The sequence below is a fragment of the Haloarchaeobius amylolyticus genome, from assembly GCF_042678045.1.
Taxonomy (GTDB): domain Archaea; phylum Halobacteriota; class Halobacteria; order Halobacteriales; family Natrialbaceae; genus Natrinema; species Natrinema amylolyticus_A.
Map to the genome: position 1 here is coordinate 37,797 of NZ_JBHUDI010000007.1, position 20,322 is coordinate 58,118.

Consider the following 20,322-nt stretch of genomic DNA (forward strand, 5'->3'; position numbering starts at 1 on the left):
TGAGTGTCTCAGCGGCGGCCAAACAGCCGATCGCGGAGCGAACGCGACGATGGTCGTTCGGTCAGCAAAACCGGTGTGTCGAGGTCCTCGATAACATCAAACACGAGTGAGCCCCGAACGATACGTGACAGGAGTCCACGCTCCGTTGCGCCGAGTATGACGAGATCGTGATCAGCACTGACGCGTTCGATCACGGTTTCGGTATCACCCGTCTCGATGTGTAAGTTGGCATCCGACAACTGATGGCTGTCGGCCCAGTCACGCAGGAATTCACGCCCTTCCTCTTCTTCTCCATCGTCGACGACGTGTAACAACATCACTTCGGTATCAAGCGTTTCCTGCAGTGCGAGGGCGACCTCTGCGGAGAGATCTGACGACGCTCCGCCGGCAGTGGGGACGACGACATCGCTCGGATCGAACTCCGTTGCGTCCAGAACGAGGAAATCACACGGCAAGTCATGTGTCAGTTCGTCAAGGGTGCTTTCGGCGCGCCCACTCGCAAACTGCGTGCCGCCGTAGCCCATCACGACTTTGTCGGCATCGTTCGATTGCGCTGCATCGTACACCTCTTCAAGACTGCGATGGGACAGGATCGTCTTCGTCTCAATTGGTACATCGAACGCCGCTGCATCTTCTTTGGCGGCGTCGAGAAGCGTCTCCGAGGCGGCGTTAAGATCGCCGTTCTCGGCGGCAGCGGTCAGCGTCGTCTGGTCTGGCACGGTGACGATGTGTGTTGCGAGCACGCGACCGCCTTCGTGTTTAGCGATCGCACTGGCAAGTGTGATAAGCGCACTCTCAGTTCGGGGGTTGGCCAGTGCGACCATGATCGTCGGCCCGTCCGATCCACTCGGTGCGACTGCATCAGCAGCCTCGACGACCCGATCCGGCAACTCTTCCTCACGGCTCCGAATGTAGTGCGAGAGCACACCCTGTTGTGACGTTTTATCGCGGGCGTAGAGGAAGTACCAGAGCACAGCACCGACAACGAACGCTGCAGACAGTGCGATCTCCAGACTGTCCATAAACGCGACGAGCCCGAGCGATAATACCGCCCCGAGGATCGGCGTGATAGGATAGAACGGAACCCGGAAATCGGGATCGTACTCCGGGACGTCCGCCTCCCGAAACACGATGAGTCCGGCGTTCATCAGCGCGTAGACGATGAGGTGGAGGACGCTCGCCGCTTTTGCAAGCACCTCGAGGTCTTTCCCTAAAAACGCGATAAACACGATGATGAGCCCACCAGTGACGATAATCGACCGGTAGGGCGTCGCGAAGTTCGGATGGATCTCGTTGAGCCAGTTGGTGACGATCTTGTCACGGCCCATCGCGAAGTTGATACGTGCTGAGGCGAGGATCGAGGCGTTCGCCGACGACGCCGTCGCCAACAGCGCGCCAACGGTCATCAAGGCCGCTGCCGCCGCAGCGACACCCCCGATGGGGCCGATAGAGGCGGGAAACGCGACCTCAGCAGCCTGTGCGACCGGCGCATCCTGACTGAGGTCTGGCCACGAGATGACCCCAAGCATCGTCGTCACGAGAATCGCGTAGATGACGGTCACGATCCCGACACTCCCGATAATGGCGATGGGAAGGTTCCGTCCGGGGTTTTTCAGTTCCTCGGCGACAGTTGCGATCTTCGCGTAGCCGAGAAACGACACGAACACCAGTGCAGTCGCCGGCAGGATCGCCCCTGTCCCGAACGGTGCGAGACCGCCCTCGTTAGCCAGTGTCGCATAATCGAATGAGGAAAAGCCCGCGAGTGAGAACGCAGCGAGAATCGCGAGCAACGTGAACACGATGATCGTCTGGATGCTCCCGGTCTCCTTGGCACCGATATAGTTGACGGCAACGAAAACACCGCCGGCAAGGAGCGCCCCGAGCTGGATCGGGCTGAGAAACACAACCTCGGGTAAGGGGACAAAAACGGCGAGATACTGCCCGAATCCGATACAGTAGAACGCGGAGGCGAAGGCAAGCCCCATCCAATCACCCATGCCCGCGATCGATCCGAACATCGGCCCAAGTGACTTGTTGATATAGTAGTATCCACCGCCAGCTTTCGGCATTGCAGTCCCGAGTTCGGAGATAGACAGTGCGTTTACCATCGCAATCAGGCCGCCGACGACGAACGATACGACGACAATCGGCCCTGCTGCGTTGGCGGCGACACCGGGTAAGACGAAAATCCCGGCACCGATCATCGTCCCGATACCGATCGTCATCGCAGAAATGAGGCCGAGGTCCTTCGCCAGTTCCTCGTCACCCTCGCTGTGGCTCATACCGGGAAATTGAACACCATTCATATAAGGACCCCGGTATGATTCATCCATCAGCAATATATGCCCTATGTGATTGCTGATTAAGTAATTCACATTCAGAGCATTGATATAAAGTACCACAATACTATACGGGTATCATGGACTATCGGCTTGATAAGATCGACCGGCGTATTATTTACGAATTGATGCACGATGCCCGGAATACGTCCTCGCCAACGATCGCTGACCAAGTGAACGTCTCTCCTGCAACGATCCGAAATCGAATCAGCCAACTCGAAGAAAACAATATCATCCGTAAGTATACCGCTGAAATTGACTTCGAACGAGCGGATAGCTACTTGACAAACCTCTATATTTGCAACGCACCAGTCTCCGAACGCAAAGCACTCGCGCAGAAGGCGAGTGCTGTCCCAGGTGTCATCAATGTCCGTCAATTAATGACCGGCCGTCGAAACCTACATATCATGGCTGTTGGTGAAAATACAGAACACCTTAGACGAATCACTCGCGCACTCTCCCACCTGGGTATTGAGATTGAAGATGAAACGCTCGTGGAGTCTGAAAATCATAGTCCCTATACATTATTTGGACCTGACGAGGAAATTTCGGCCAAGACGGCAGCAGATTTTATTAGCCTTACTGGAGATGCGAACATTGTTGATGTGACTGTGCAGGCTGATGCCCCTATTGTCGATCATACACTTGAAGAGGCAGTCCAAAACGATATTCTTGATGATGACTCACTGGTCATCGCTATTGAACGCGGAGATCGCGTATTGACACCTCACGGAACAACCGTTATTCAATCAAATGATATCGTCACAGTGCTATCCCATAGCGGTGACACTGAACACACACTTGACGCATTCATCGCTGAAGAAGCCACTTGAAAATTGACTACAGAAATCCGGTGCTTGCTACGGGTAGCACGCCTCTGGGAATGGTGTCTGCCTCTAGTGGATCGCTCGGGATCAAGAAAACGGGGACAGTTGGAACTGTACTACGACGAACACTCGGAGCAATTCAGGGCCCTTCAACAGCCACTATCATAATGCTGAAGACATCTTTTTGAATATACGACGAATCTATCCCGTATGCCCGAACAAACTGACAAACGCTCCGAGTCAAATCATCGTTGGCTAGTATACACTATGTTTTGTGGCATTCTTTTCATCGCAATTTCAATAATTTTGCAAATTATTGAATACCCATATTCAATATCAACCTCTACTTCGAATGGGATTGGATACATAGGTGTCTTTTTATTTCTCAGCTCATTTCTTGTTCAAATCACCCTCGAATGACCCCATTATCCAGATAGAATAATCTTAGTGCTCGGTGTGGTTTCCCTCACCCTATAATCCAATATATTCAAAAATGCCATGTGAATATTTATTATAAGTTATAAAGAACAGATTTTGTGTGAAATTGTTAGATTTCTATGGTATGAACAGAGCAGGGATGTTTAGTACAAGTGTGTTTAACTAGATCTCATGAAGTGTGAACGGTGTGGGAAAGATACCTCCGTTGAATGCCACGACGTAGACGGATTTTCTGGGTATCTTTGTGAGGAGTGTGAAGAAGTATGGAAAACTCTTTTAGATGAGTGAGATTCTATGGTAGTAGAAACAAAGGACGATAATGTGTGATATATTTTTGAGGTTTATGTCTGATATCCTTATAGTTTATTTTAGAACACTGAACCCTATGTCTGTCCTTCGTTGATTTATGTGAATTTCCTGTACATACCGCAGAGAATAGCTATTCTCTCGCTCACAGAGATTCTCAACAGAGCAGCACAGTTTTTCGTGCCTCAACAGGAGTAGAGGCAACATCCAATGAGCGACACGCCAGAACACACACAAGACTCGAGCAGACTCTCACCAGCACAGCGGCTTGAGGCACCGAACACGCGACTCATCGATGCCGGCATCGAAACGATCAACGAGATGGATACGCTTCGAGCCTGCATCGCCTATGAAAACCAGCACCAACAACGTGTTCCGATCCTCCGCCTGCTCGAGAAGCGGGCTATCGAACTCCGCTCACAGGACGACGATGACTAACTCGATACTGCCAGTGTCAGATTGCAGGACGACCGGGAGGAACCTTGCCAATACCTTGCCCTGTACGTGATGACGTGAAAGCCGTCACCAGTCATCGCTGTACTTCTGTCCCTGCTCGGAAACTCGTGAGGTCGTCGATACGCTCTTCGAGTGCTTCGATTTCCTGTTGCAGTTCTTCAGCTTCTGTCTCCTCGCTGGCGGCAAGCCGGTCCTTCAAGCCCTGGAGGCGCGACTCCTTGACGTCGTCGTCGACCTCTGCCTTGCGAACGTACTCGCTCTCATCGATCTCGTAGACATCGGACTCGGTGAGTGTCGTCACCTCGAGTGCTTCGTCGACTTTCTGGCGATCAACACTCATGACGCGCTCGCAGTCGATCCCTTCCGCCTCGAGCATGGAGAGGACGTCCTCATCGTCTTTGAGCGAGCGGTTACGGCGACTCGTACGTTGGACGGAACCGTACTGACCGGCAACAGGACGGTCGTGATGGAGGCGTGAGAGAAGCACATCGGCGACCTCCTGGCGAAAGTCGTTGGCGTCACGCTGAACATCCGACAGCAGCGTGTAGAGGTTTACGAGGGTGGCCGTCTCCAACTCAAGCAGATCGGTTACGTCGTGGCGCTCGAGTGCATCGATCAGCAGCAGCGCATCCGAATAGACGTCCAGGCCGTCAGGTTCGGTGCGGTCGTCGTCATCGATATCTGGTTCGTGTGCTGTGTCGGCCAGTTGGGTCGTCGTCGGACCATCTGTCTCGGCGATCACACCCGCGTCTTCGTCGATCTCGAATCGGGGATGAACACTCAACACCGCTGGATACGGGTCAGCATCTGGCGGCAGCCGGTCGAGATCGAACCCATCGTGCGCGGTCTGTATCTGATGATACAGCGACTCGAACTGATCGCGTTGGAGCGGGCGCTTCTCGCTGGACTCGTCGAACTGGATGATAATACGGTGTTCCTGGATATCTGTGATGTGGATGTGGGAGTGCGACAGTGGTGTGATCAGTGTCGCGTCCGCCGGCAGCTCATCCAGATGCTCGAGAAGCGTGTGCCAACTGACGCTGAATGGCATACGAGGAAGTTACGCACCGTCCCGACTAAACCTTGTTCTCGGCAGCTGTCAGAGAACTCTCCAACTGGTTTGATCCACCGACTGCTGCGGTGAATTGGCCGGTAAGTAGATATGCTTATTGACCACTAGAATTCCTACCAATCAGCGTATCTGTTCGAAGAGTCGTGATAACTCGATGGAAATTCTGCTATCCCATGAGAGCGTGAAACAAGTATGGGACGCAAGAGACCGAGCTGTATTCCGTGCCTGAGAGCACGTGGTGATGACTGGTCCGAGTGCGTAGGAAGCCGAGTCCTGGGCATTACAGCCCGACTGCCGCCAGGAGCGGCAGTCGGGAAAGCCCGTATAGGTGAATCTCTGTTTCACGCACCGGCGTCACGAGGTGAACCCAATGTTCATTGGAATCGACGTACACAAGCGGTACTCACAAATCGCAGTATTGGACGAAAACGGTGAGATCGTCGAAGAGGTTCGCGTCGAAAACGCGAACCTCGACGACTTTGCCCAGCAGTACGCTGGGTCCAAAGCCGCGCTTGAAGCGACCAGCAATTACTACCACATCCATGACACTCTTTCAGAGTATCTGGATGTGACTGTCGCCAATCCAGGCGAATTGAAGTTGATCTCTGACTCGGACAAGAAAACTGACCGCGTCGACGCGAAACAACTCGCTCGGATGGTTCGGTTAGGATCGATTCCTGAAAGCTACGTTCCAACCGATGAGGTTCGGCAAGCCCGCGCACTTGTGCGCGGGCGCCAGAAGCTCGTTGAGAACCGGACCGAGTACGCGAACAAGATCCATGGCTTGTTGAGTGACCACGGGATCACTCAGGAGGTGAAACCGCTGAGTGTGAAGGGACGAGAGTTCCTGGCGGAACTCTCGCTCCCGGCACCGTGGGACGCGTTGCTGGAGTCGTATCTGGAGCTCATTCAGACACTCACTGAGCAAATTGAGTCGTTGGAAGCGGAGATCGAGGAGCGGGCTGGGTCTCTGAAGGAGACCCAGTTCCTGATGACGATTCCCGGCGTGAGTTACTTTACAGCGTTGACGATTTACGCGGAGTTGGGAGAGATAGATCGGTTTGACCGGGCCAAGGAGGTCGTAAGTTACGTCGGACTAAACTCGATAATCCGCGAGTCTGGCGACTCGCGGTTTGAGGGGAGCATCTCGAAGCGAGGATCAGGACGCGTCCGGTGGCTGCTCGTTCAAGCGTCGTACTCAGCGGTACATACGTGCGAAGACGCGTACCTCAGCCGGTTCTACAACCGGTTAGCTCGAAAGAAAAACTCGAAAACAGCGATTGTGGCAACCGCCCGAAAGCTGCTGGTTTCAATGTATCATATGCTGGACCGTGAGGAGGTGTACGATCCACCAGGGGTGAGTGCCTGAGCGCCGCCGGGGCGGCGCTCATTGGCCGGCTGGTGGCAGCGTGAGCGACCGCTCTCGCTAACAAGAAGTCCCCCGCCTGATGGCTGTTTCAGTAGCTATCGGTTCGCCGGTTGTCGATTCTACGCTCAAAAACTACAGCAAGTCCTTGTCGCCCGAAGAATTATCTTAGCAAACGTGGTTTGTTTAAACAGCAGAATTTCCATAGGTGAATACAGAGCGCGTATCTTGCATGACCTCAGCACCAATCAACCTCTGAGAGACACAGACCACCAACTTGGAACACCTATGTACGCCTAAGTATGTGGCAATTCTATGTTAGATAATGAGCAGGGCCCAACAACTCCACGAACTCCTCGTGGAAGGCAGCGAACTCAACATCGTCTGTCACAATAACCCCGATCCGGATTGCCTTGCGAGCGCGCTCGCGTTGGGTCGAATTGCGGCTAACGCTGGCATCGACGAGCAGCATATCCTCTACAGCGGTGACATCTCCCATCAGCAGAATCGAGCGTTTGTCAATCTGCTTGATATCGACCTCAAACCGTTCGATCCCACGGCTCTTCAGGATAGGGCTGCGGATGCATTGCTTGCGTTCGTCGATCATTCGGTTCCAGGCGCGAACAATAACGTTCCCGAGGGGACATCCGTGGATATCGTGATCGACCACCATCCGGCCGAGGACATTGGCGCCCAGTTTGTCGATCATCGTGAAGAGGTTGGGGCAGCTGCGACGATTCTCACGGAGTACGTTCGCACCCTCGATATCGACCCCGACGCCGTGCTTGCGACGGCGCTCCTGTTTGCCATCCGTCGTGATACCCTCAACTTCCTTCGCGGAGCGACACGCGAGGAATATGATGCGGCGGGATATCTTCATGACCACGCGGATCACGATCTGCTCCGACAGCTGTCGACACCGTCGGTTACTGGGGCCACACTCGACGCGATCTCGACTGCGATCGACAACCGCACGACAAAAGCGGCGGTGCTCATCTCTCACGTCGGACGGACGACCGAACGGGATGCGGTCCCGCAAGCAGCCGATTATCTTGCCACGCTGGAAGGCGTCGAAACGACCATTGTCTTCGGGATCGTCCACGACACCGTTCACCTCAGTGCACGGTCGCCGGATCCACGAATTCACGTAGGTGACGTGCTCAGGGAGACGTTCAAAGATGTCGGGAGTGCCGGTGGCCACCACGATGTCGCAGGTGGTGAAATCCCACTCGGTCTCTTTGCTGATTACACGACTGACGACGAACAGTTACTGGACATCGTCGAACAGGTGATTACCGCTCGCCTCCTCGCGGGGCTCGATCTTGCCGACGATTCAGAGGAATGAACGGAACGACTCCTACTGAACTGAGTGAGACATCCATCCCGAACAGAGATTCCTCTTTCAGTAACAGTTTACTGAATGTAGCCACTGAGGGCACAGGAGAAAGGGGTGTTCCGCCGGGAACACCCCGAGTGATCACGACGACTGATTTGCTGAATCGCTCACCAACTCGATGAATCCAACTTCCGAGCCGAGAAAATTCCCTTCTCCTCCGGCTATCCCGCTGAGTGCTCCCGCTTCGCCTCCGATTCCAAGAATCGTGAGGCTCGCTTGAGATTCGTCCCGATAGCTTTCGCTATCGACGCGTTCTTCACCTTAACCGCCCCTGTGAACCGTGCTTTCTCCCCATCCTGGTAATACACCTCATTGACCAACGACTCAGCCCCAGCGCGTAAGTTCAGAAACTCCTTCTCTGCCGGATCATCTAACCGCTTGCGTCGGTGCGCAAGTGCTAATTTCCGCTCGTAGAAGCCGTAACTGTAGAACTGCTGTTTCTCCTGGACGAAGCAATTCTCCCTGTGTGGACAGTCTTCACAGAACTCTTTCCCCATTCGCCCTGAGATACGACCACTCTCGGGCATGTACCGCTGCTCGAATGGTTCGTGTCCGGCAGGACACGCAACCATTCGGTGGTCGTCCCACTCTGCATCCGCTAGCGACAACTTCTCTGCAGGAGGCCGCTGCCCGGTTAGTCCCGTGAAGTGCTGCGTGATCCCATGATCATCGCAACACGCCTCTACTTCTTTGTGCGTGTAGCCACCGTCAACGAGGAGATCGGTTAACCCGGTCTCCTCCGGCAATTCTGGCACGTCTTCGGCTAACAGATCACCATCGTCTGTGTTGTTCGTGTCAACGCGAATCGTCGTGATCAGTCGAAACGGGTTCTCTCCGTCACAGGTCTCGGCAACGTTCGTTTTGTAGCCGCAAAAAGACTCACCGCCCTTCCGGCGGTGAGTCGCATCCACGTCGTGGGGATTTTGCATCGACCCGCTACTGATCTCGTCGGGCTCTTTCAGCCCGACGCGATCTTGCTCGTGGTCGTCCTCATCGGACTGGGCTGGCTCATCACTGGCCTGCTCGTGGCCTGTCTCTCCCTCGCTGGATGTGAAGGTTCTGAGTGGTTCCCATCCCGGTGACTCGCCGTCACCGGGATGGTCGTCATCGTCGTCTTCATCGTGATCACGGTCATCGTCTTCGAGTTCAGGAATGCGGTAGCACTGTTCGTCGAGGATTTGCTGGAGATGAGCAAAACTCTCCAGTTCAGCGTAGTTTTGCTCCCCTTCGAACCTGTCGATCAACCAGGCAGCATGCTCGATGAGTGTTTCCATGGTCGAGTCGACCTCACCAGGCTCCAGTTCATAGGACAGCTCCAGGTTCTCCGTGTCGGCGAATTCGTCTAGTCCGGCAGGGAGTTCCTGGACGATCTCGTCGGGGAGATCGTCCAGGAAGTTGTGAACGACTTTGGCGATGAGATCGATTCGGGAGAGTTGCTTGATGTTAGCCTCGATAAACGTCGAATCCATTCGCTGGGTACTGGCATCAATCTCGAACTCATCTTGGAGGTAGCTTCGGTGATCCTGGAAAACCTCGTGCAACAGGTCTTGACCAGTCTCTTCTTCGTGTTCCAGTAAGCGTCGGCGGAAATTAGTGAACGTTTTCGCACAGATGTTGTCACCGAGCGTTTCCTTCCCTAGCGCGTTCCTGACGCGAAAATCGAACAGATAGGCGTGTTCGAGCTGCTCATCAGACAGCCCAAGCAGGTGCTTGATGATTTCCAGGGAAACCAACTCGTTGACCGGTTTGTTCGGCCGGCTATACCCGTCATGGTACAGCCGGCCGAACTTCTTCTCATCAATCTGGGTGAAGACGTGTTCGTAGAAATGAGTAGACCAGTGATTCTGTAACTTCGTCTTTAGTCCGGGTTGTAGGTCTTTTACAGGCGAAAACAGTGCTTCCTGCTGATACTCATTATTCTCTTTGAACACGTCTTACCCCAATACTATGACTATTCTAGCTGAAGTGACGTATAGCTTTTCAATATGATTTTAATAAGTTTTTCACTGCCTACGCGTAGCCCATAAGCCGTCTGACCGGACCCCTTTCTACTTCGCCCTCAGCCACTCTATTCAGCAGGCGGCTTTTGGCATAGTTCGGACAGATCGATAGCCACTTCGGTAACTGCTTGCCCTGTACTTGTCGATTCAGGAGACCTCAATATGGACAGTATGAACAGTTCGATGAGTCACTCTGCGGAGAGAACGTCTCGAGCAGAGCGAGCCCAACACCATGGGCGAACCCGTAGACGTATCCAACCTGGTGCGGAGAGTCGACGTAGCCGTAATTAGACGCCAGTGCACCCCATCCGCAGGAGTTGTTTGTGCGCCGGTGATGGGCGCCGGCGCACTCGCGCCTGAGAGGAGAAATCGATGTCAACCTGAAGTCAATTCCGATTCGTCCACCGAAATGAGTCTGCAGCAGAACAGGATTCAACCAATCACATCGCACAGGTCTACCGGCATTCCGACGGTTATCCCGAGAGCGTCCTCCAAGACCTCGCTCAGCTCAAGCAGTTGCTCGAGAAGACACGAACAGAACGTGGTCCCAGCTACGCCGCCGCGCAGTTCATTTTCCTCGAGACGCTCTCGAGTATGGGCCTCTACATAGACGAAGGACGTGAGCGAAGTATTCGCGCAGACCAGCCGGATGACTTGCTTGACCCGTCGAACATGGAGCATCTCGAGCAACCGTTGTTCCTGCTCGGCCACGGCGTTGAGAATCCTGCTAATGGCATTCACGGTGATGAAGAGTATCTCTACATCGTCGAATTGCCGTCGCAAACCCCATTCGATGAACCGACTGAGTGGACCGTCAAGGTGAGCGACCACGCCGGCTTTCCGCGATGGGACGGGCCGACAGACGAGGCGTTCGAGCAAGCTTCATGGCAGTTTCATGGATCGCTGGAAACGGCTCTCGAGAAACTGGGCGTCGAACTCGCGTAACCAGAACTGAAGTCCTGAAAATAAACTAGACTGGCTCGTCGCGGAACCTCACAACGTCATCTTCTACGTCATCGAAATCATCGTCTGCCCCGACGAGAAGTGTTCCATCGACAGCGTCGGCCGTCGCAAGCGCATATGCATCGCCGAGTGCCATCGTATACGCTTCCTTGAGCGCGGCTGCACCGTCCCAACACTCTCGAGGGTCAAAGACTGAGACACCCAATTCTTCGAGTCGCTCGAGACTTGCCCGGACATCAGCAGGGTGGAATCCGGCTCGAGAACCAACGTACAGGACCTCTGTTTTCGTTACTGGACTGATGTAGCCCTCGATCTCGCTAGAAGCAACACGATCGATCCACTCTTCGACAGTATCACTCCCTGGCTCGTCGTCCAGATAGGCAACGAGCGGTTCTGTATCAAAAACGATCGTGTCCGTCATTCGTCCTCCGGATCGCTGGAAAAGCGCTCTACGACGTCATCGGCTCGCTGTTTGTCGCGTTCGCGTTCCTCACGCAGGACCGCTGTTGCAGGACGGTCCTCATCGCCCTCCCTCTCGAGACCGCGGAACTCTCGCATTGAGCCGACTGGCCGGACAACGATTTCTCCATCCTCGTTCTCGAGGAATTTGACTCGTCCTGGCGCAGGAATGCCGTGTTTCTCCCGAAGCTGCTTGGGGATCGTCGCCTGCCCTTTTTCGGTGACAGAGACGACACGCTCCTCACCATTAGACGGAGTATTACTTGGCACAGATAATACTTCCACACCGAATTACTTGGCTCTGTTCCTGGCTCGTCGACTGCAATGGAAAATCACCACGAAAAGCGCAGTTCAGGTACTAGACTGCTATCGCTACTGTTTGATTATTTGAGCTAGGGAAAATTATTTGAGTCGTATAGTACAAGTGGTAGTACGATGGCTGAATCAAATCCAAGGTCATGGAGGGAAGACATGAGTGGCCGTGAGCGTATCCGGTACGTCGTAGAACTATTGGAGGAGCCTACGCCAGTGCAGGAAATTGCAGACCGGGCGAACGTTTCACGCGCAACAGCCGACGATGAACTCCAGCGACTGCAGAGCGATGACTGGGTTACAGAGACGACCGTCAATGGAACAAAAGCGTATGATCTGAATCCCGTTCGGATGCTCTTCGATGAGGTCACCAATCTGATCGAGAAGCATTCACGCGACGAACTGGAGAGCCAACTCACAGATTTGAAACAAGAGCAGGAAGAGTTGGCAGACGAGTATGCCGTCCAGTCACTCAACGAGTTTCGGGAGCAATTCGCTGCAGACGAACTCTCGGCCGACGAGCTTCGTGAACGCCGCAACGTGATCGCGACGTGGGAGTCGATCAACATGGAACTCGGGCTCGTGAAGCATGCATTGCAGTTATATGGTGATGTGGTTGAACTCTCCTCACCCAAAACAGACTCACACTCGGCACTCGTCTAATGGTTGTCTTTCTCGCTAACCGAAAGAACTTGCAGAGTAAGCGACTTCACGACCGTATCCAGAATCGACTCAGCCGCGAGTTCGACAATGTTCGTCGACGACGTTCCGAACCGCGTGAAGCTGGCCCGTATCGGGTCGTCGGCGAAGTAAACCCACGACAGTACCTTGGCGACAGCAACTATCCAGCAACAGTAGCTCGCATCGAGATCGGCTTTCAACTGCATACCGGAGACCCATACGAGTACTACTGGTTCAACTGGATCGAACCAGAACAAAACCTACTCGTCGGCTGGCATCAGGACGATACGCATGACGACCTTGGGCCAGTTCATTTGCAAGTCAACGATGGCTCAATGGCTGTCACTCATCAACCGGCGCAGTTTGTTGACTCACATCCGCTTGATGTCGTCGCACACAGGCTTGCAGCTCTTCCAGATGCAGTCTCAGCTGTTGAGTGGGAGAACGGACACCCTGCTGGACTCGACTCATCTGTCTCTGTCACCAAGTGACCCGTCACGGGGTTGGCCCCAACACATCCGACCTGTTCCGCCTGTAGAGATCCACACAACTGCTTAACTAACAGCTCTTCAGCTGCTCGAGTCCGGCGTCTTTTGTGAGACCCCCAAAGGGGCGGAGGTCTTCTCGAGTTCAGTTCGATTCGACTCGACTCGAGAAGCAGTGATCAAACATGGCTACGAGCAGCAGCTCCCGGGAAACGTTCGACGATTCGGACACTCGGAAGATCCAGGTAATCGAATTTCATTCGCGGAGCTTGTCCAGCAGGTCGTCGATGAAGGACTCAAGTTCGTGTTCAAAGAATATGAGGAGGTGCTCTAGCAGAACGCAGTCATCGCTTCTGTACAATTCCGGTAATGGTGCAGCGAGATATCGAACTGACTCGAGCTGAGTGTAATGGCTCGAGATCAATAGAGTGTGCTGATCTATCCGGAATACAGATCCGCTCTTCGGAGAGACATTAACGTTAACACTGCCCCTCTGGCGATGTGACCCGAAGTTCGTCTTCGACTTCGTAGAAGTAGCCACGTTCGAGGAGTCGCGTAAGTGCGTGCTCGACGTCCCGTTGCTCGAGTGCCAACTCTGCATCGGCGGCCAGCATGTCGGTGGCATCGTCGTAGTCGCTCAGCGGAACACTGTCTTCTCCATGGTCTGGCCGACATGCCTGCGTACACAGCCGGTCGTAGCACTCGAGAACCCACTCCGGAAGTGGTGGCCGTGGATCTGTGACGCGAGCCATTGTAGTTCTGTCTCATTGTTTCGACAGTCATCCGCTTAACAGTACCCGTTGAATACGGGTTTTGCTCGCAATCGAGTGAGATTTTATGGTGCGGCAACTGCCGTGTCGCCGGCCCCAAGGTCGAACGGGAGGTTGGTGACGAGTTCGTCGACAGCTTCCATCGAGTTTGACATCACGCACAAAGGTGGTCGATCACAAAGCCATACAGGACAGTTCCAAGCACCTCAACAGAACAGTGGGTGATCACAGAGTCAATGGAGACGGTTCTGACCAACTGAGAATCGAAGCGAGGTTGATAGTAACTCTCCCAAACATCTCATTTGTCGCGTTACCCCGCGCGACAGGCCAGTCAAATCATCCACGAAAGTGTGTCATAGAAGTCTTCTCACAGTGTTGATTACAGCTACTTCTACGGTGAATTGGCAGATAAGTAGGTCTGCGGATTGATCGGAGGTTCGTCCCTCCCGGGCGTGAGAGTGACCGTGCCAGAGAGTTCTTGTGTCGCCCATCTTTATCAGAAGTGTGTACCGAAGAGAAGTGCTCCAGACGATGAGTGTCGGTGCAGTTGCTCTTGGTGGCGGTTGTTCAGCCCTCTTCGACTCTCGCGGCTCGTTGTATCTCGAAGACGTCACGATCAAGAATGGGGACGACATCGCTCATGACTTCGAGCTGACCGTCGAGCAAGCAGACTCGGTCGTCCATGAGGCCACGGTCGAATTGGAGGGAACACAAACGCTGGCGACGGTTGCCTGCGAGTGGTCCGGACGTGGTCCTTTCGTGGTGACGTGCACGCTTGATGGAGACTCAACAGAGACAGTTCGGATAGACGACGCTATCCAGCAGGGGGCAGGAGAGCACGCACAAGTCACGTTCACAGTCACTGAGATGGCCGAACTCGACTGGTCGGGTTTCTTGGATGACGGGGGTCGGGAGTGTCCTCGATCAGCATCTAACTGACGACCTTGTCGGCAGTATCCTGTCCGATGATAGGTACACCATCTGTACTGAACGGTAACTGCGTGTGTGTAGTTGAAGACTGCTCTAAACTCCAATCATGTTGCCATGTAGTTATTTAGAGCTGTGCGACAACATCAAGACATGGCCTTGGTAGACTCAGACCGATCGCGTCAACTTGTGCTATTTGCGTCACTGGGCGTGATCGGTCTTCTCACAGGGGTGCGTGTCATTAAGTATGAGTCATCACCATGGAATTGGGTTGCAATCTTCGCTATCGGAACAGCTTTCATATTTGGCCCGATCACGTGGGCTATCCGCGACCGACTTCCGAAAGAACGGCGCGAACGACTCAGTTACGTTGCTGGTGGTGTCGCTCTGCTCTGTGTACCGATAGTCCTCGGACTTGGGCTCATTGGTGGTAGGCTCCTATTCTTCCTTGACGTCGTTGTACTCGGCAGTCTCATCGGCTTTGCAGTCGCATCGGTCATTGAGAGGATAATTATTCCAGAACAGCTTCGCGGCACTACTCAATGATTCTCCGGACATACCGGTAACTACGTGTGCTTACTGACCGGTGAGCGATGAATTACAGTGCTTACATTGATCCCGATCTAGTTTGTTCGGTGCACCACATTGCGAACAATTGATCCGAGCCGGTGGTTCATCGGTGTCGTTCCACGATAGAATCAGCATAACGAGGAGAACGAGGTATACGAACAAAAACAGCTCTAATGGGCCGAATGGGAAGAGAACGAAGAAAACAGGGAAACCAACGAACGCGTATATCGGGAGGGTTGAGAGGCGATCCATGAATTCCATCTTAGAATATAGGAACAAAAATATTAATACTCTAAATGAAGAAACCGTATTACCAACTACTGCTAACACAGTAATCGCTACGCCGTACTGATCGCTAACTCTTCGTGCTGTACTTATCGAATCAGGGTACTCACATAGGTGGTATGAGAGCCGTTCTATGACACCCTCAAATCATCCACGACCCTATTTGTCTCAGTCCGCCCGGCGGCCACCACTCTACGCCCATCCGGGTGACTTTTGAGGTCTGATCAAAGACGGTGAGCGGTAGCTACTTGATCTCGAGTTCGTCAACAGCTTCGCATGGTTCGACATCGTACTCGAGGAGGCAATCGGCGGCCAGCTGCCAGGCATACTCAGCGAGGTCAGGGGCAGCAGGTTCGTAGTGGACTGAGAACTCAATTAGTGCGACGGCAATCAGGAGATCTTCTTGGCGATTGGTCAGTTGCATCACGGGCGTTGGCCGCGGCTTCTGATATAAACGTTAGACTGAAGCATGTGAGTTTAGCAGTCGCCAGATTCAGAGTTAGCCAACCCAGTCCGTCGGTCGGACAGCGACTGCACTCTGGAAGAGTGGTTTGTGAATCTTGAAGATACAGATCACACCCATGATTGCCGCAATCTTGAACATGCAAAATTGTTTCTGGTAACGCCGAGCCAGTTCTCCACCCTGCTCTTCCAACGGACGTAGAACGCATCTCGAGACGACAAGCTCCCGGTGACAGCTGGCGTCTTCAGACACACCCACAGGGAAGTCCTTGGAATAAGACCGACAACGACCGATCAAACGACGTACCACAGACTAGCAGTACACTGCATACAACCGCTCTTATGCTGGATATTAGTTAGGCGGATAGAGTGAGACCCTTCTCAGGGGTAGTGGGTCGTCGGGAGACACCCGCAACTGTCGACGTCAAGTGTCTCCGGAACTGGCCATCTCACCGGGGATGTCGACGTCGTCCATCAACAAGACACGGCGTTCGGTGTACTCAAGGCCGTTCTTGCGCTGTGTCCGCTTTTTGACTGCCAACCGACTCTTCGAGAGATCGAGTAACGCATCGATCGTTCGAGAAACCAATTTCTTCGCATAGTCGTCGCTGATGCCCTTCTCCTGCCGTCGGATCCAGTGTTTCATATCGCCGGCGGTGACGTACTCTCGAACGCTTGCACTCCCTTTCCGCCAGGGGTTGTCTCCAACTCCCGGATCAGTACGTGCCTTCCAGAGCTTTACAGCGAGCCGTGACGGAAGCGCCGATGTCGTTGCCCGAAGCATATCCTCGTCCATCTTCGCGAGCTGCTGGAGCGGAAGCAGATCCCCATACGAGAGGGAGACGTTGCTACCACGTTCGAGTGGGTCGTCACTCTCGGGTAATCGGAAGTAGCTCTCACCGTCGTCTTTGCGGATGCGCTCAAGGCGGCCATCCACAACGTCGATCTCCCCATTCTCGATGTGTTTCTCCAGGAGGTGTGCACCCTTTTCGAGTTCTCGTGCCTGGAGTTCACCGACACGATCTTTGTTGGCGTTGAGTTTCTTCTCGTGGGCGTCCAGTCGAGCTTCGATGGGCGTCTGTGATTCTTCCAGGTCCTCGAGCCGTGCTTCGAGATCCTTGTTTTCTCTGTGGGCCTTCTCGAGTTCGGTCTCGAGACGACCTATGCGGTCGTCCTTTCGGGAGAGTCCGTTCTCAAGGGTTGTGACGCGCTCGTGAAGGCGCTCGAGTTCGTCGGCAAGTGTTTGGAGTGTCTGTGCATCAGGGTCGGGACAGTCTGTGTTCGCGCTCATTTGATTCTGGTTTCGGTGGCATTGTCGGACGATTCGACTCGCGCTGCTGGTCGATATCGGGAACGCTGGTAGAGCAGTAGACTACCGACTCGAGAGCCGTCGAGGGAGTGCAGTGGCCGTCTCCCCGAAAGACGTCTTCGTGTTCGAAAGACCGGTGTCGGTCTACCGTGGATTGGTGGCTCCGGCTCGAGTGGCGAAGTGCAGAAGTCTACTGCGCTGGATAAGTCAACGCGATCCCGAGATGGTGTGCTGGATCAGCTAGCCACCCTCGGGTTGGAGTCGGCAGTCATGGCTTGCCAACTCGGCAAGCGAGTCGAACGGACACTCGCAGATATCGCAGTAATGTCTCTGCTCGGTGAGGAACGTCTCACGGTTCATGTGGCCGCCATCGGGCACGGCAGACTGTCTTTGATCGCTTTCACTGGGGGCGTGCTCGCTATGCTGTTCCTGTACGTGAAGATCGACTTCGGTAATCGGTTCGCGACCAGTTTCTCTCCACGTGCTATTTCGGCGTTCGTGTTCGATCCGCCAGGCTTCGCCACCGGTATCGGGGACAATCATCACCCGGCGGCGACTGCCGTTGATCGTCGTGTACTCGAACACGAATTCGACGGTCGGTTCAGTGGACTGGTCACGGCCGCCGTCGGTTGCGATACGTGGGTTGTCGTCGGCATCGACGAGTAGAATTCCGTCCTCGGTCTCGAGAGTGTGGGTTCGGGTATCGTCGGCGGCGATAATGATCTCTGAGCCGTCGGTCGCTTCAATGTCACCCGGTTCGTAGCCGGCGACGGCGCGGGCCTCCGCTCGCAGGCGCATCTCGCGAGCGCCTTTGCGCTCGAGTTGTTCGGCACGCTTTAGGATAGCTTCGTGATCGTTGACGATCGTCATTGGTCGCCCACCTCGACAGCGCCGACGATTGCGTCAGCCATCGTCTTGAATAGGTACTGCACTTTGAAGCCGCCGCGACGGTCGGCGATGTAGTCGATCCAGTCGTCGATCGTCTTCTCGACATCCTCGAGGTCGTAGCGGACGGTGCGCTCGCCGTTCTCGATAACGTGAACGGACTCGTCGGTCGTCCGATAGACGTGGTATGCGCCCTCGTTGTCGATGCCGACGGAGATGTAGTTGGCACGTGGGTCGGTGGTCTGTGCTTCCGAAACCGTTTCGTGGGTTCGCGGTTGAACACTCATTGCTTCTCTCCAGAAGCACAGGTCCGGTGCTCCAACACCGGGCCGAGAGTTTCTCCCGGCCACCCCGTGCTTCACAGTAGTTAGTACATTTGCTAACCAAATAAAGGTTAGCATTTGAACTAACATTAGAGCATTCGATAACTATTAGGATATGAGCTAAGTAATGTATGGCCAGAGGTGAGCAAATATTACAACCAGTACAGCCGAACGGGATCGTATGTCGAAGACCCGGGCGCTCCTCACGGAGACTGAACGAGAGCAGATTGCCGGCGAGCACGGAGACCAGCGACGCTATCAGGCGACGTCTCGTGTCCGCCGGCGCATCGATGAGGAATTGTCGAAGGATATCGAAGTCCTCGAGGAACATCACTCGGAGCTGCTTGAGGAGCTTCGCGATGTCACCTGCGAGGAGCGAGATCACAATGAGTAACCAGCAGTCATTGTCGGATCACAAGGTTCGCGAACAGCCGCTTGCCTAGGTTCGCGACGCACTCGCCGCACTCTTCTAGTCGCCGATCGGACATTGATATATTCAGTACCAAGATTGGTCACCCTCAGCAGCAGCTCTGAGACGATTCGTACACACGAACCCAGCTTTTTCAAGTGAGATCAACGTCGATACGTAGGCAGATAGCCTAAAGAGGCACAGACAGGTCGTTTACTTTGGAGTCCCTAAATTGACGACATGCACACGGCGAGTCACGGTTCGTGTGCATATTCGGGAATCGGATTCTGACGACGTGCAACCCCAGGGGGGAGAGAAGAGAAGCGAAGGTCGGGAGATGGAAATCGATACTGTCATTTGTTATTGGTTGAGTCTTGATCTACGTTATCCTGTTCTTGTGAAGTCTCATTCTCACCGTCGTTTTGATATTCAGTATTACCAAGAAAAGATTCAGGATCTACCTCGTAGATTGGTGAATATCCCGGGTATCTTTCGGTGTCCATGTAAGCGTCTGGTGCGTTCCGGAGTTGTGAGACCATAGGTAGGAGGAATAAAAGGAGTACAAAAACCGATTGAAGAGGTCCAATTGGTGAACCAATGATGAGGGCGGCAGCAATAGTAGTGATACCGAATATTGATAATAGAAGTGTGAATTTCCCGAATGCCAAAAAGAATTCTTTGACACCTATAATACTGTCATTATGTTTGATCCGGTTTCGATAAGTCTCGAGACGGTCTTGGAGGTATTCTTTTTCCGAATGGTCTGTTGAAAGGACCCAGCTGATATCCTTAGGGTTAGATAGGTTGTGAACGCCACGTGCTTCGTAGCCTGCTCCAAATAGGTTCACACCTGCACTTATGATTAAGAACGTACCTGTGACATAGGAAGCAGTTCGAAAAGAGATACAGGGACCTAGGACAGGGGTTACACAATCATTAGACATAATCGCACTATTTACATGATAGAGGGTTTGCGGGTCCAATGCACCTAATAATGCTATTGGAGCAGCCACAAATAATAGAATGAGGCGGAACATCTGCATGCCCTCTTTTGAGAACTCTTTCAAGCATTCTTGTTGTTGATTTAGTCGCTCCTGTGCATTCTCGTATTCTGTTTCTAAAATTCGCAAATTAGATCCACTATCATCCTCCTTCGAACTTAGATTAGATGTCTTGCCCATATACACGCTGAACAATCAGAGCATATGAAATTGTACGTTATATAGTAGAGATGAGAGATAGCACGAATTAGAGAAAGAAAGTAATATTGGAAAACAGAAAT

Annotated in this window: 20 protein-coding genes and 1 pseudogene; 10 read left to right on the forward strand and 11 right to left on the reverse strand. The window is 53.6% G+C overall.

From position 1 onward, the window contains the following. Positions 1 to 8: 8 nt before the first annotated feature. A complete protein-coding gene (locus tag ACFR99_RS12665) occupies positions 9 to 2,282 on the reverse strand; it encodes an amino acid permease (protein WP_390287909.1) in 2,274 nt (757 codons plus the stop codon). A 137-nt stretch (positions 2,283 to 2,419) separates the two neighbouring features. Here ACFR99_RS12665 and ACFR99_RS12670 point away from each other — a divergent pair, with 137 nt between their 5' ends. Next, the gene (locus ACFR99_RS12670) at positions 2,420 to 3,172 is read left to right on the forward strand and encodes an Lrp/AsnC family transcriptional regulator (protein WP_390287911.1); all 753 of its coding nucleotides are present in this window, start codon (positions 2,420 to 2,422) and stop codon (positions 3,170 to 3,172) included. A 948-nt stretch (positions 3,173 to 4,120) separates the two neighbouring features. Further along, complete coding sequence (locus tag ACFR99_RS12680) at positions 4,121 to 4,348, forward strand: DUF8129 domain-containing protein (RefSeq protein ID WP_390287913.1); 228 nt, start codon at positions 4,121 to 4,123, stop codon at positions 4,346 to 4,348. A gap of 91 nt (positions 4,349 to 4,439) precedes the next feature. On the opposite strand, the gene ACFR99_RS12685 is transcribed toward ACFR99_RS12680, so the two are convergent. Beyond that, positions 4,440 to 5,417 carry a DUF7983 family protein gene (locus ACFR99_RS12685; protein ID WP_390287915.1) on the reverse strand — a complete coding sequence of 326 codons (978 nt, stop codon included), beginning with the start codon at positions 5,415 to 5,417 and terminating at the stop codon, positions 4,440 to 4,442. Positions 5,418 to 5,808: 391 nt separating this feature from the next. On the opposite strand from ACFR99_RS12685, the gene ACFR99_RS12690 reads away from it, so the two are divergent. Together ACFR99_RS12690 and ACFR99_RS12695 are read left to right on the forward strand one after the other, a co-directional pair. Continuing rightward, positions 5,809 to 6,807, forward strand: a complete 999-nt coding sequence (locus ACFR99_RS12690) for an IS110 family RNA-guided transposase (protein ID WP_390287917.1) — start codon at positions 5,809 to 5,811, stop codon at positions 6,805 to 6,807. 322 nt (positions 6,808 to 7,129) lie between these two features. Then, positions 7,130 to 8,149 carry a DHH family phosphoesterase gene (locus ACFR99_RS12695; RefSeq protein ID WP_390287919.1) on the forward strand — a complete coding sequence of 340 codons (1,020 nt, stop codon included), beginning with the start codon at positions 7,130 to 7,132 and terminating at the stop codon, positions 8,147 to 8,149. Positions 8,150 to 8,361: 212 nt separating this feature from the next. Here the strand turns inward: ACFR99_RS12695 and ACFR99_RS12700 are convergent, their stop codons facing one another. After that, entirely contained in the window at positions 8,362 to 10,131 is a 1,770-nt protein-coding gene (locus ACFR99_RS12700) for a transposase (RefSeq protein WP_390287921.1), read from the reverse strand. A gap of 453 nt (positions 10,132 to 10,584) precedes the next feature. Here ACFR99_RS12700 and ACFR99_RS12705 point away from each other — a divergent pair. Further along, a pseudogene (locus ACFR99_RS12705) lies at positions 10,585 to 11,145 on the forward strand (hypothetical protein); the annotation flags it as partial. 25 nt (positions 11,146 to 11,170) lie between these two features. Here ACFR99_RS12705 and ACFR99_RS12710 read toward each other — a convergent pair. Both ACFR99_RS12710 and ACFR99_RS12715 read right to left on the reverse strand, forming a co-directional pair. Further along, positions 11,171 to 11,584 (reverse strand): type II toxin-antitoxin system VapC family toxin, encoded by a 414-nt coding sequence (locus tag ACFR99_RS12710; RefSeq protein ID WP_390287923.1) that lies wholly within the window; start codon positions 11,582 to 11,584, stop codon positions 11,171 to 11,173. After that, entirely contained in the window at positions 11,581 to 11,892 is a 312-nt protein-coding gene (locus tag ACFR99_RS12715; RefSeq protein WP_390287925.1) for an AbrB/MazE/SpoVT family DNA-binding domain-containing protein, read from the reverse strand. Before ACFR99_RS12715 ends, ACFR99_RS12710 begins: the two co-directional genes overlap by 4 nt. A gap of 165 nt (positions 11,893 to 12,057) precedes the next feature. Between ACFR99_RS12715 and ACFR99_RS12720 the strand changes: the two genes are divergently transcribed. Continuing rightward, the gene (locus ACFR99_RS12720) at positions 12,058 to 12,597 is read left to right on the forward strand and encodes a DUF7342 family protein (RefSeq protein WP_390287927.1); all 540 of its coding nucleotides are present in this window, start codon (positions 12,058 to 12,060) and stop codon (positions 12,595 to 12,597) included. Next, complete coding sequence (locus ACFR99_RS12725) at positions 12,597 to 13,106, forward strand: hypothetical protein (protein ID WP_390287929.1); 510 nt, start codon at positions 12,597 to 12,599, stop codon at positions 13,104 to 13,106. Before ACFR99_RS12720 ends, ACFR99_RS12725 begins: the two co-directional genes overlap by 1 nt. Positions 13,107 to 13,579: 473 nt before the next feature. Here ACFR99_RS12725 and ACFR99_RS12730 read toward each other — a convergent pair whose 3' ends face one another. Further along, positions 13,580 to 13,852, reverse strand: coding sequence for a hypothetical protein (locus tag ACFR99_RS12730; protein WP_390287931.1), 273 nt, complete (start codon positions 13,850 to 13,852; stop codon positions 13,580 to 13,582). A 522-nt stretch (positions 13,853 to 14,374) separates the two neighbouring features. Here ACFR99_RS12730 and ACFR99_RS12735 point away from each other — a divergent pair. Continuing rightward, positions 14,375 to 14,809: a hypothetical protein gene (locus ACFR99_RS12735; protein WP_390287933.1), complete on the forward strand. Its 435-nt coding sequence runs from the start codon at positions 14,375 to 14,377 to the stop codon at positions 14,807 to 14,809. A gap of 141 nt (positions 14,810 to 14,950) precedes the next feature. Further along, a complete protein-coding gene (locus tag ACFR99_RS12740) occupies positions 14,951 to 15,343 on the forward strand; it encodes a hypothetical protein (RefSeq protein ID WP_390287935.1) in 393 nt (130 codons plus the stop codon). A 553-nt stretch (positions 15,344 to 15,896) separates the two neighbouring features. Here the strand turns inward: ACFR99_RS12740 and ACFR99_RS12745 are convergent. From ACFR99_RS12745 to ACFR99_RS12760, 4 genes are all read right to left on the reverse strand, one after another. Beyond that, on the reverse strand, positions 15,897 to 16,076 hold the full coding sequence (locus ACFR99_RS12745) for a hypothetical protein (RefSeq protein ID WP_390287937.1): 180 nt from the start codon (positions 16,074 to 16,076) through the stop codon (positions 15,897 to 15,899). Between the two features lie 462 nt (positions 16,077 to 16,538). Further along, positions 16,539 to 17,405: a DUF8008 family protein gene (locus ACFR99_RS12750; RefSeq protein WP_390287939.1), complete on the reverse strand. Its 867-nt coding sequence runs from the start codon at positions 17,403 to 17,405 to the stop codon at positions 16,539 to 16,541. A gap of 258 nt (positions 17,406 to 17,663) precedes the next feature. Further along, positions 17,664 to 18,293 (reverse strand): hypothetical protein, encoded by a 630-nt coding sequence (locus tag ACFR99_RS12755; RefSeq protein WP_390287941.1) that lies wholly within the window; start codon positions 18,291 to 18,293, stop codon positions 17,664 to 17,666. Beyond that, complete coding sequence (locus tag ACFR99_RS12760; RefSeq protein WP_390287943.1) at positions 18,290 to 18,595, reverse strand: hypothetical protein; 306 nt, start codon at positions 18,593 to 18,595, stop codon at positions 18,290 to 18,292. Before ACFR99_RS12760 ends, ACFR99_RS12755 begins: the two co-directional genes overlap by 4 nt. A gap of 217 nt (positions 18,596 to 18,812) precedes the next feature. On the opposite strand from ACFR99_RS12760, the gene ACFR99_RS12765 reads away from it, so the two are divergent. Beyond that, positions 18,813 to 19,025: a hypothetical protein gene (locus ACFR99_RS12765; protein ID WP_390287945.1), complete on the forward strand. Its 213-nt coding sequence runs from the start codon at positions 18,813 to 18,815 to the stop codon at positions 19,023 to 19,025. 368 nt (positions 19,026 to 19,393) lie between these two features. Here the strand turns inward: ACFR99_RS12765 and ACFR99_RS12770 are convergent, their stop codons facing one another. After that, positions 19,394 to 20,221, reverse strand: a complete 828-nt coding sequence (locus ACFR99_RS12770; protein ID WP_390287947.1) for a hypothetical protein — start codon at positions 20,219 to 20,221, stop codon at positions 19,394 to 19,396. Positions 20,222 to 20,322 lie beyond the last annotated feature (101 nt).

Coding starts and splice junctions, on each gene's coding strand:
- ACFR99_RS12765 (WP_390287945.1), top strand. CDS start 18,813: ATGTCGAAGACCCGGGCGCTCCTCACGGAGACTGAACGAGAGCAGATT.
- ACFR99_RS12690 (WP_390287917.1), top strand. CDS start 5,809: ATGTTCATTGGAATCGACGTACACAAGCGGTACTCACAAATCGCAGTA.
- ACFR99_RS12695 (WP_390287919.1), top strand. CDS start 7,130: ATGAGCAGGGCCCAACAACTCCACGAACTCCTCGTGGAAGGCAGCGAA.
- ACFR99_RS12740 (WP_390287935.1), top strand. CDS start 14,951: ATGGCCTTGGTAGACTCAGACCGATCGCGTCAACTTGTGCTATTTGCG.
- ACFR99_RS12720 (WP_390287927.1), top strand. CDS start 12,058: ATGGCTGAATCAAATCCAAGGTCATGGAGGGAAGACATGAGTGGCCGT.
- ACFR99_RS12730 (WP_390287931.1), bottom strand. CDS start 13,852: ATGGCTCGCGTCACAGATCCACGGCCACCACTTCCGGAGTGGGTTCTC.
- ACFR99_RS12760 (WP_390287943.1), bottom strand. CDS start 18,595: ATGAGTGTTCAACCGCGAACCCACGAAACGGTTTCGGAAGCACAGACC.
- ACFR99_RS12710 (WP_390287923.1), bottom strand. CDS start 11,584: ATGACGGACACGATCGTTTTTGATACAGAACCGCTCGTTGCCTATCTG.
- ACFR99_RS12770 (WP_390287947.1), bottom strand. CDS start 20,221: ATGGGCAAGACATCTAATCTAAGTTCGAAGGAGGATGATAGTGGATCT.
- ACFR99_RS12665 (WP_390287909.1), bottom strand. CDS start 2,282: ATGAGCCACAGCGAGGGTGACGAGGAACTGGCGAAGGACCTCGGCCTC.
- ACFR99_RS12755 (WP_390287941.1), bottom strand. CDS start 18,293: ATGACGATCGTCAACGATCACGAAGCTATCCTAAAGCGTGCCGAACAA.
- ACFR99_RS12670 (WP_390287911.1), top strand. CDS start 2,420: ATGGACTATCGGCTTGATAAGATCGACCGGCGTATTATTTACGAATTG.
- ACFR99_RS12680 (WP_390287913.1), top strand. CDS start 4,121: ATGAGCGACACGCCAGAACACACACAAGACTCGAGCAGACTCTCACCA.
- ACFR99_RS12725 (WP_390287929.1), top strand. CDS start 12,597: ATGGTTGTCTTTCTCGCTAACCGAAAGAACTTGCAGAGTAAGCGACTT.
- ACFR99_RS12745 (WP_390287937.1), bottom strand. CDS start 16,076: ATGCAACTGACCAATCGCCAAGAAGATCTCCTGATTGCCGTCGCACTA.
- ACFR99_RS12685 (WP_390287915.1), bottom strand. CDS start 5,417: ATGCCATTCAGCGTCAGTTGGCACACGCTTCTCGAGCATCTGGATGAG.
- ACFR99_RS12750 (WP_390287939.1), bottom strand. CDS start 17,405: ATGAGCGCGAACACAGACTGTCCCGACCCTGATGCACAGACACTCCAA.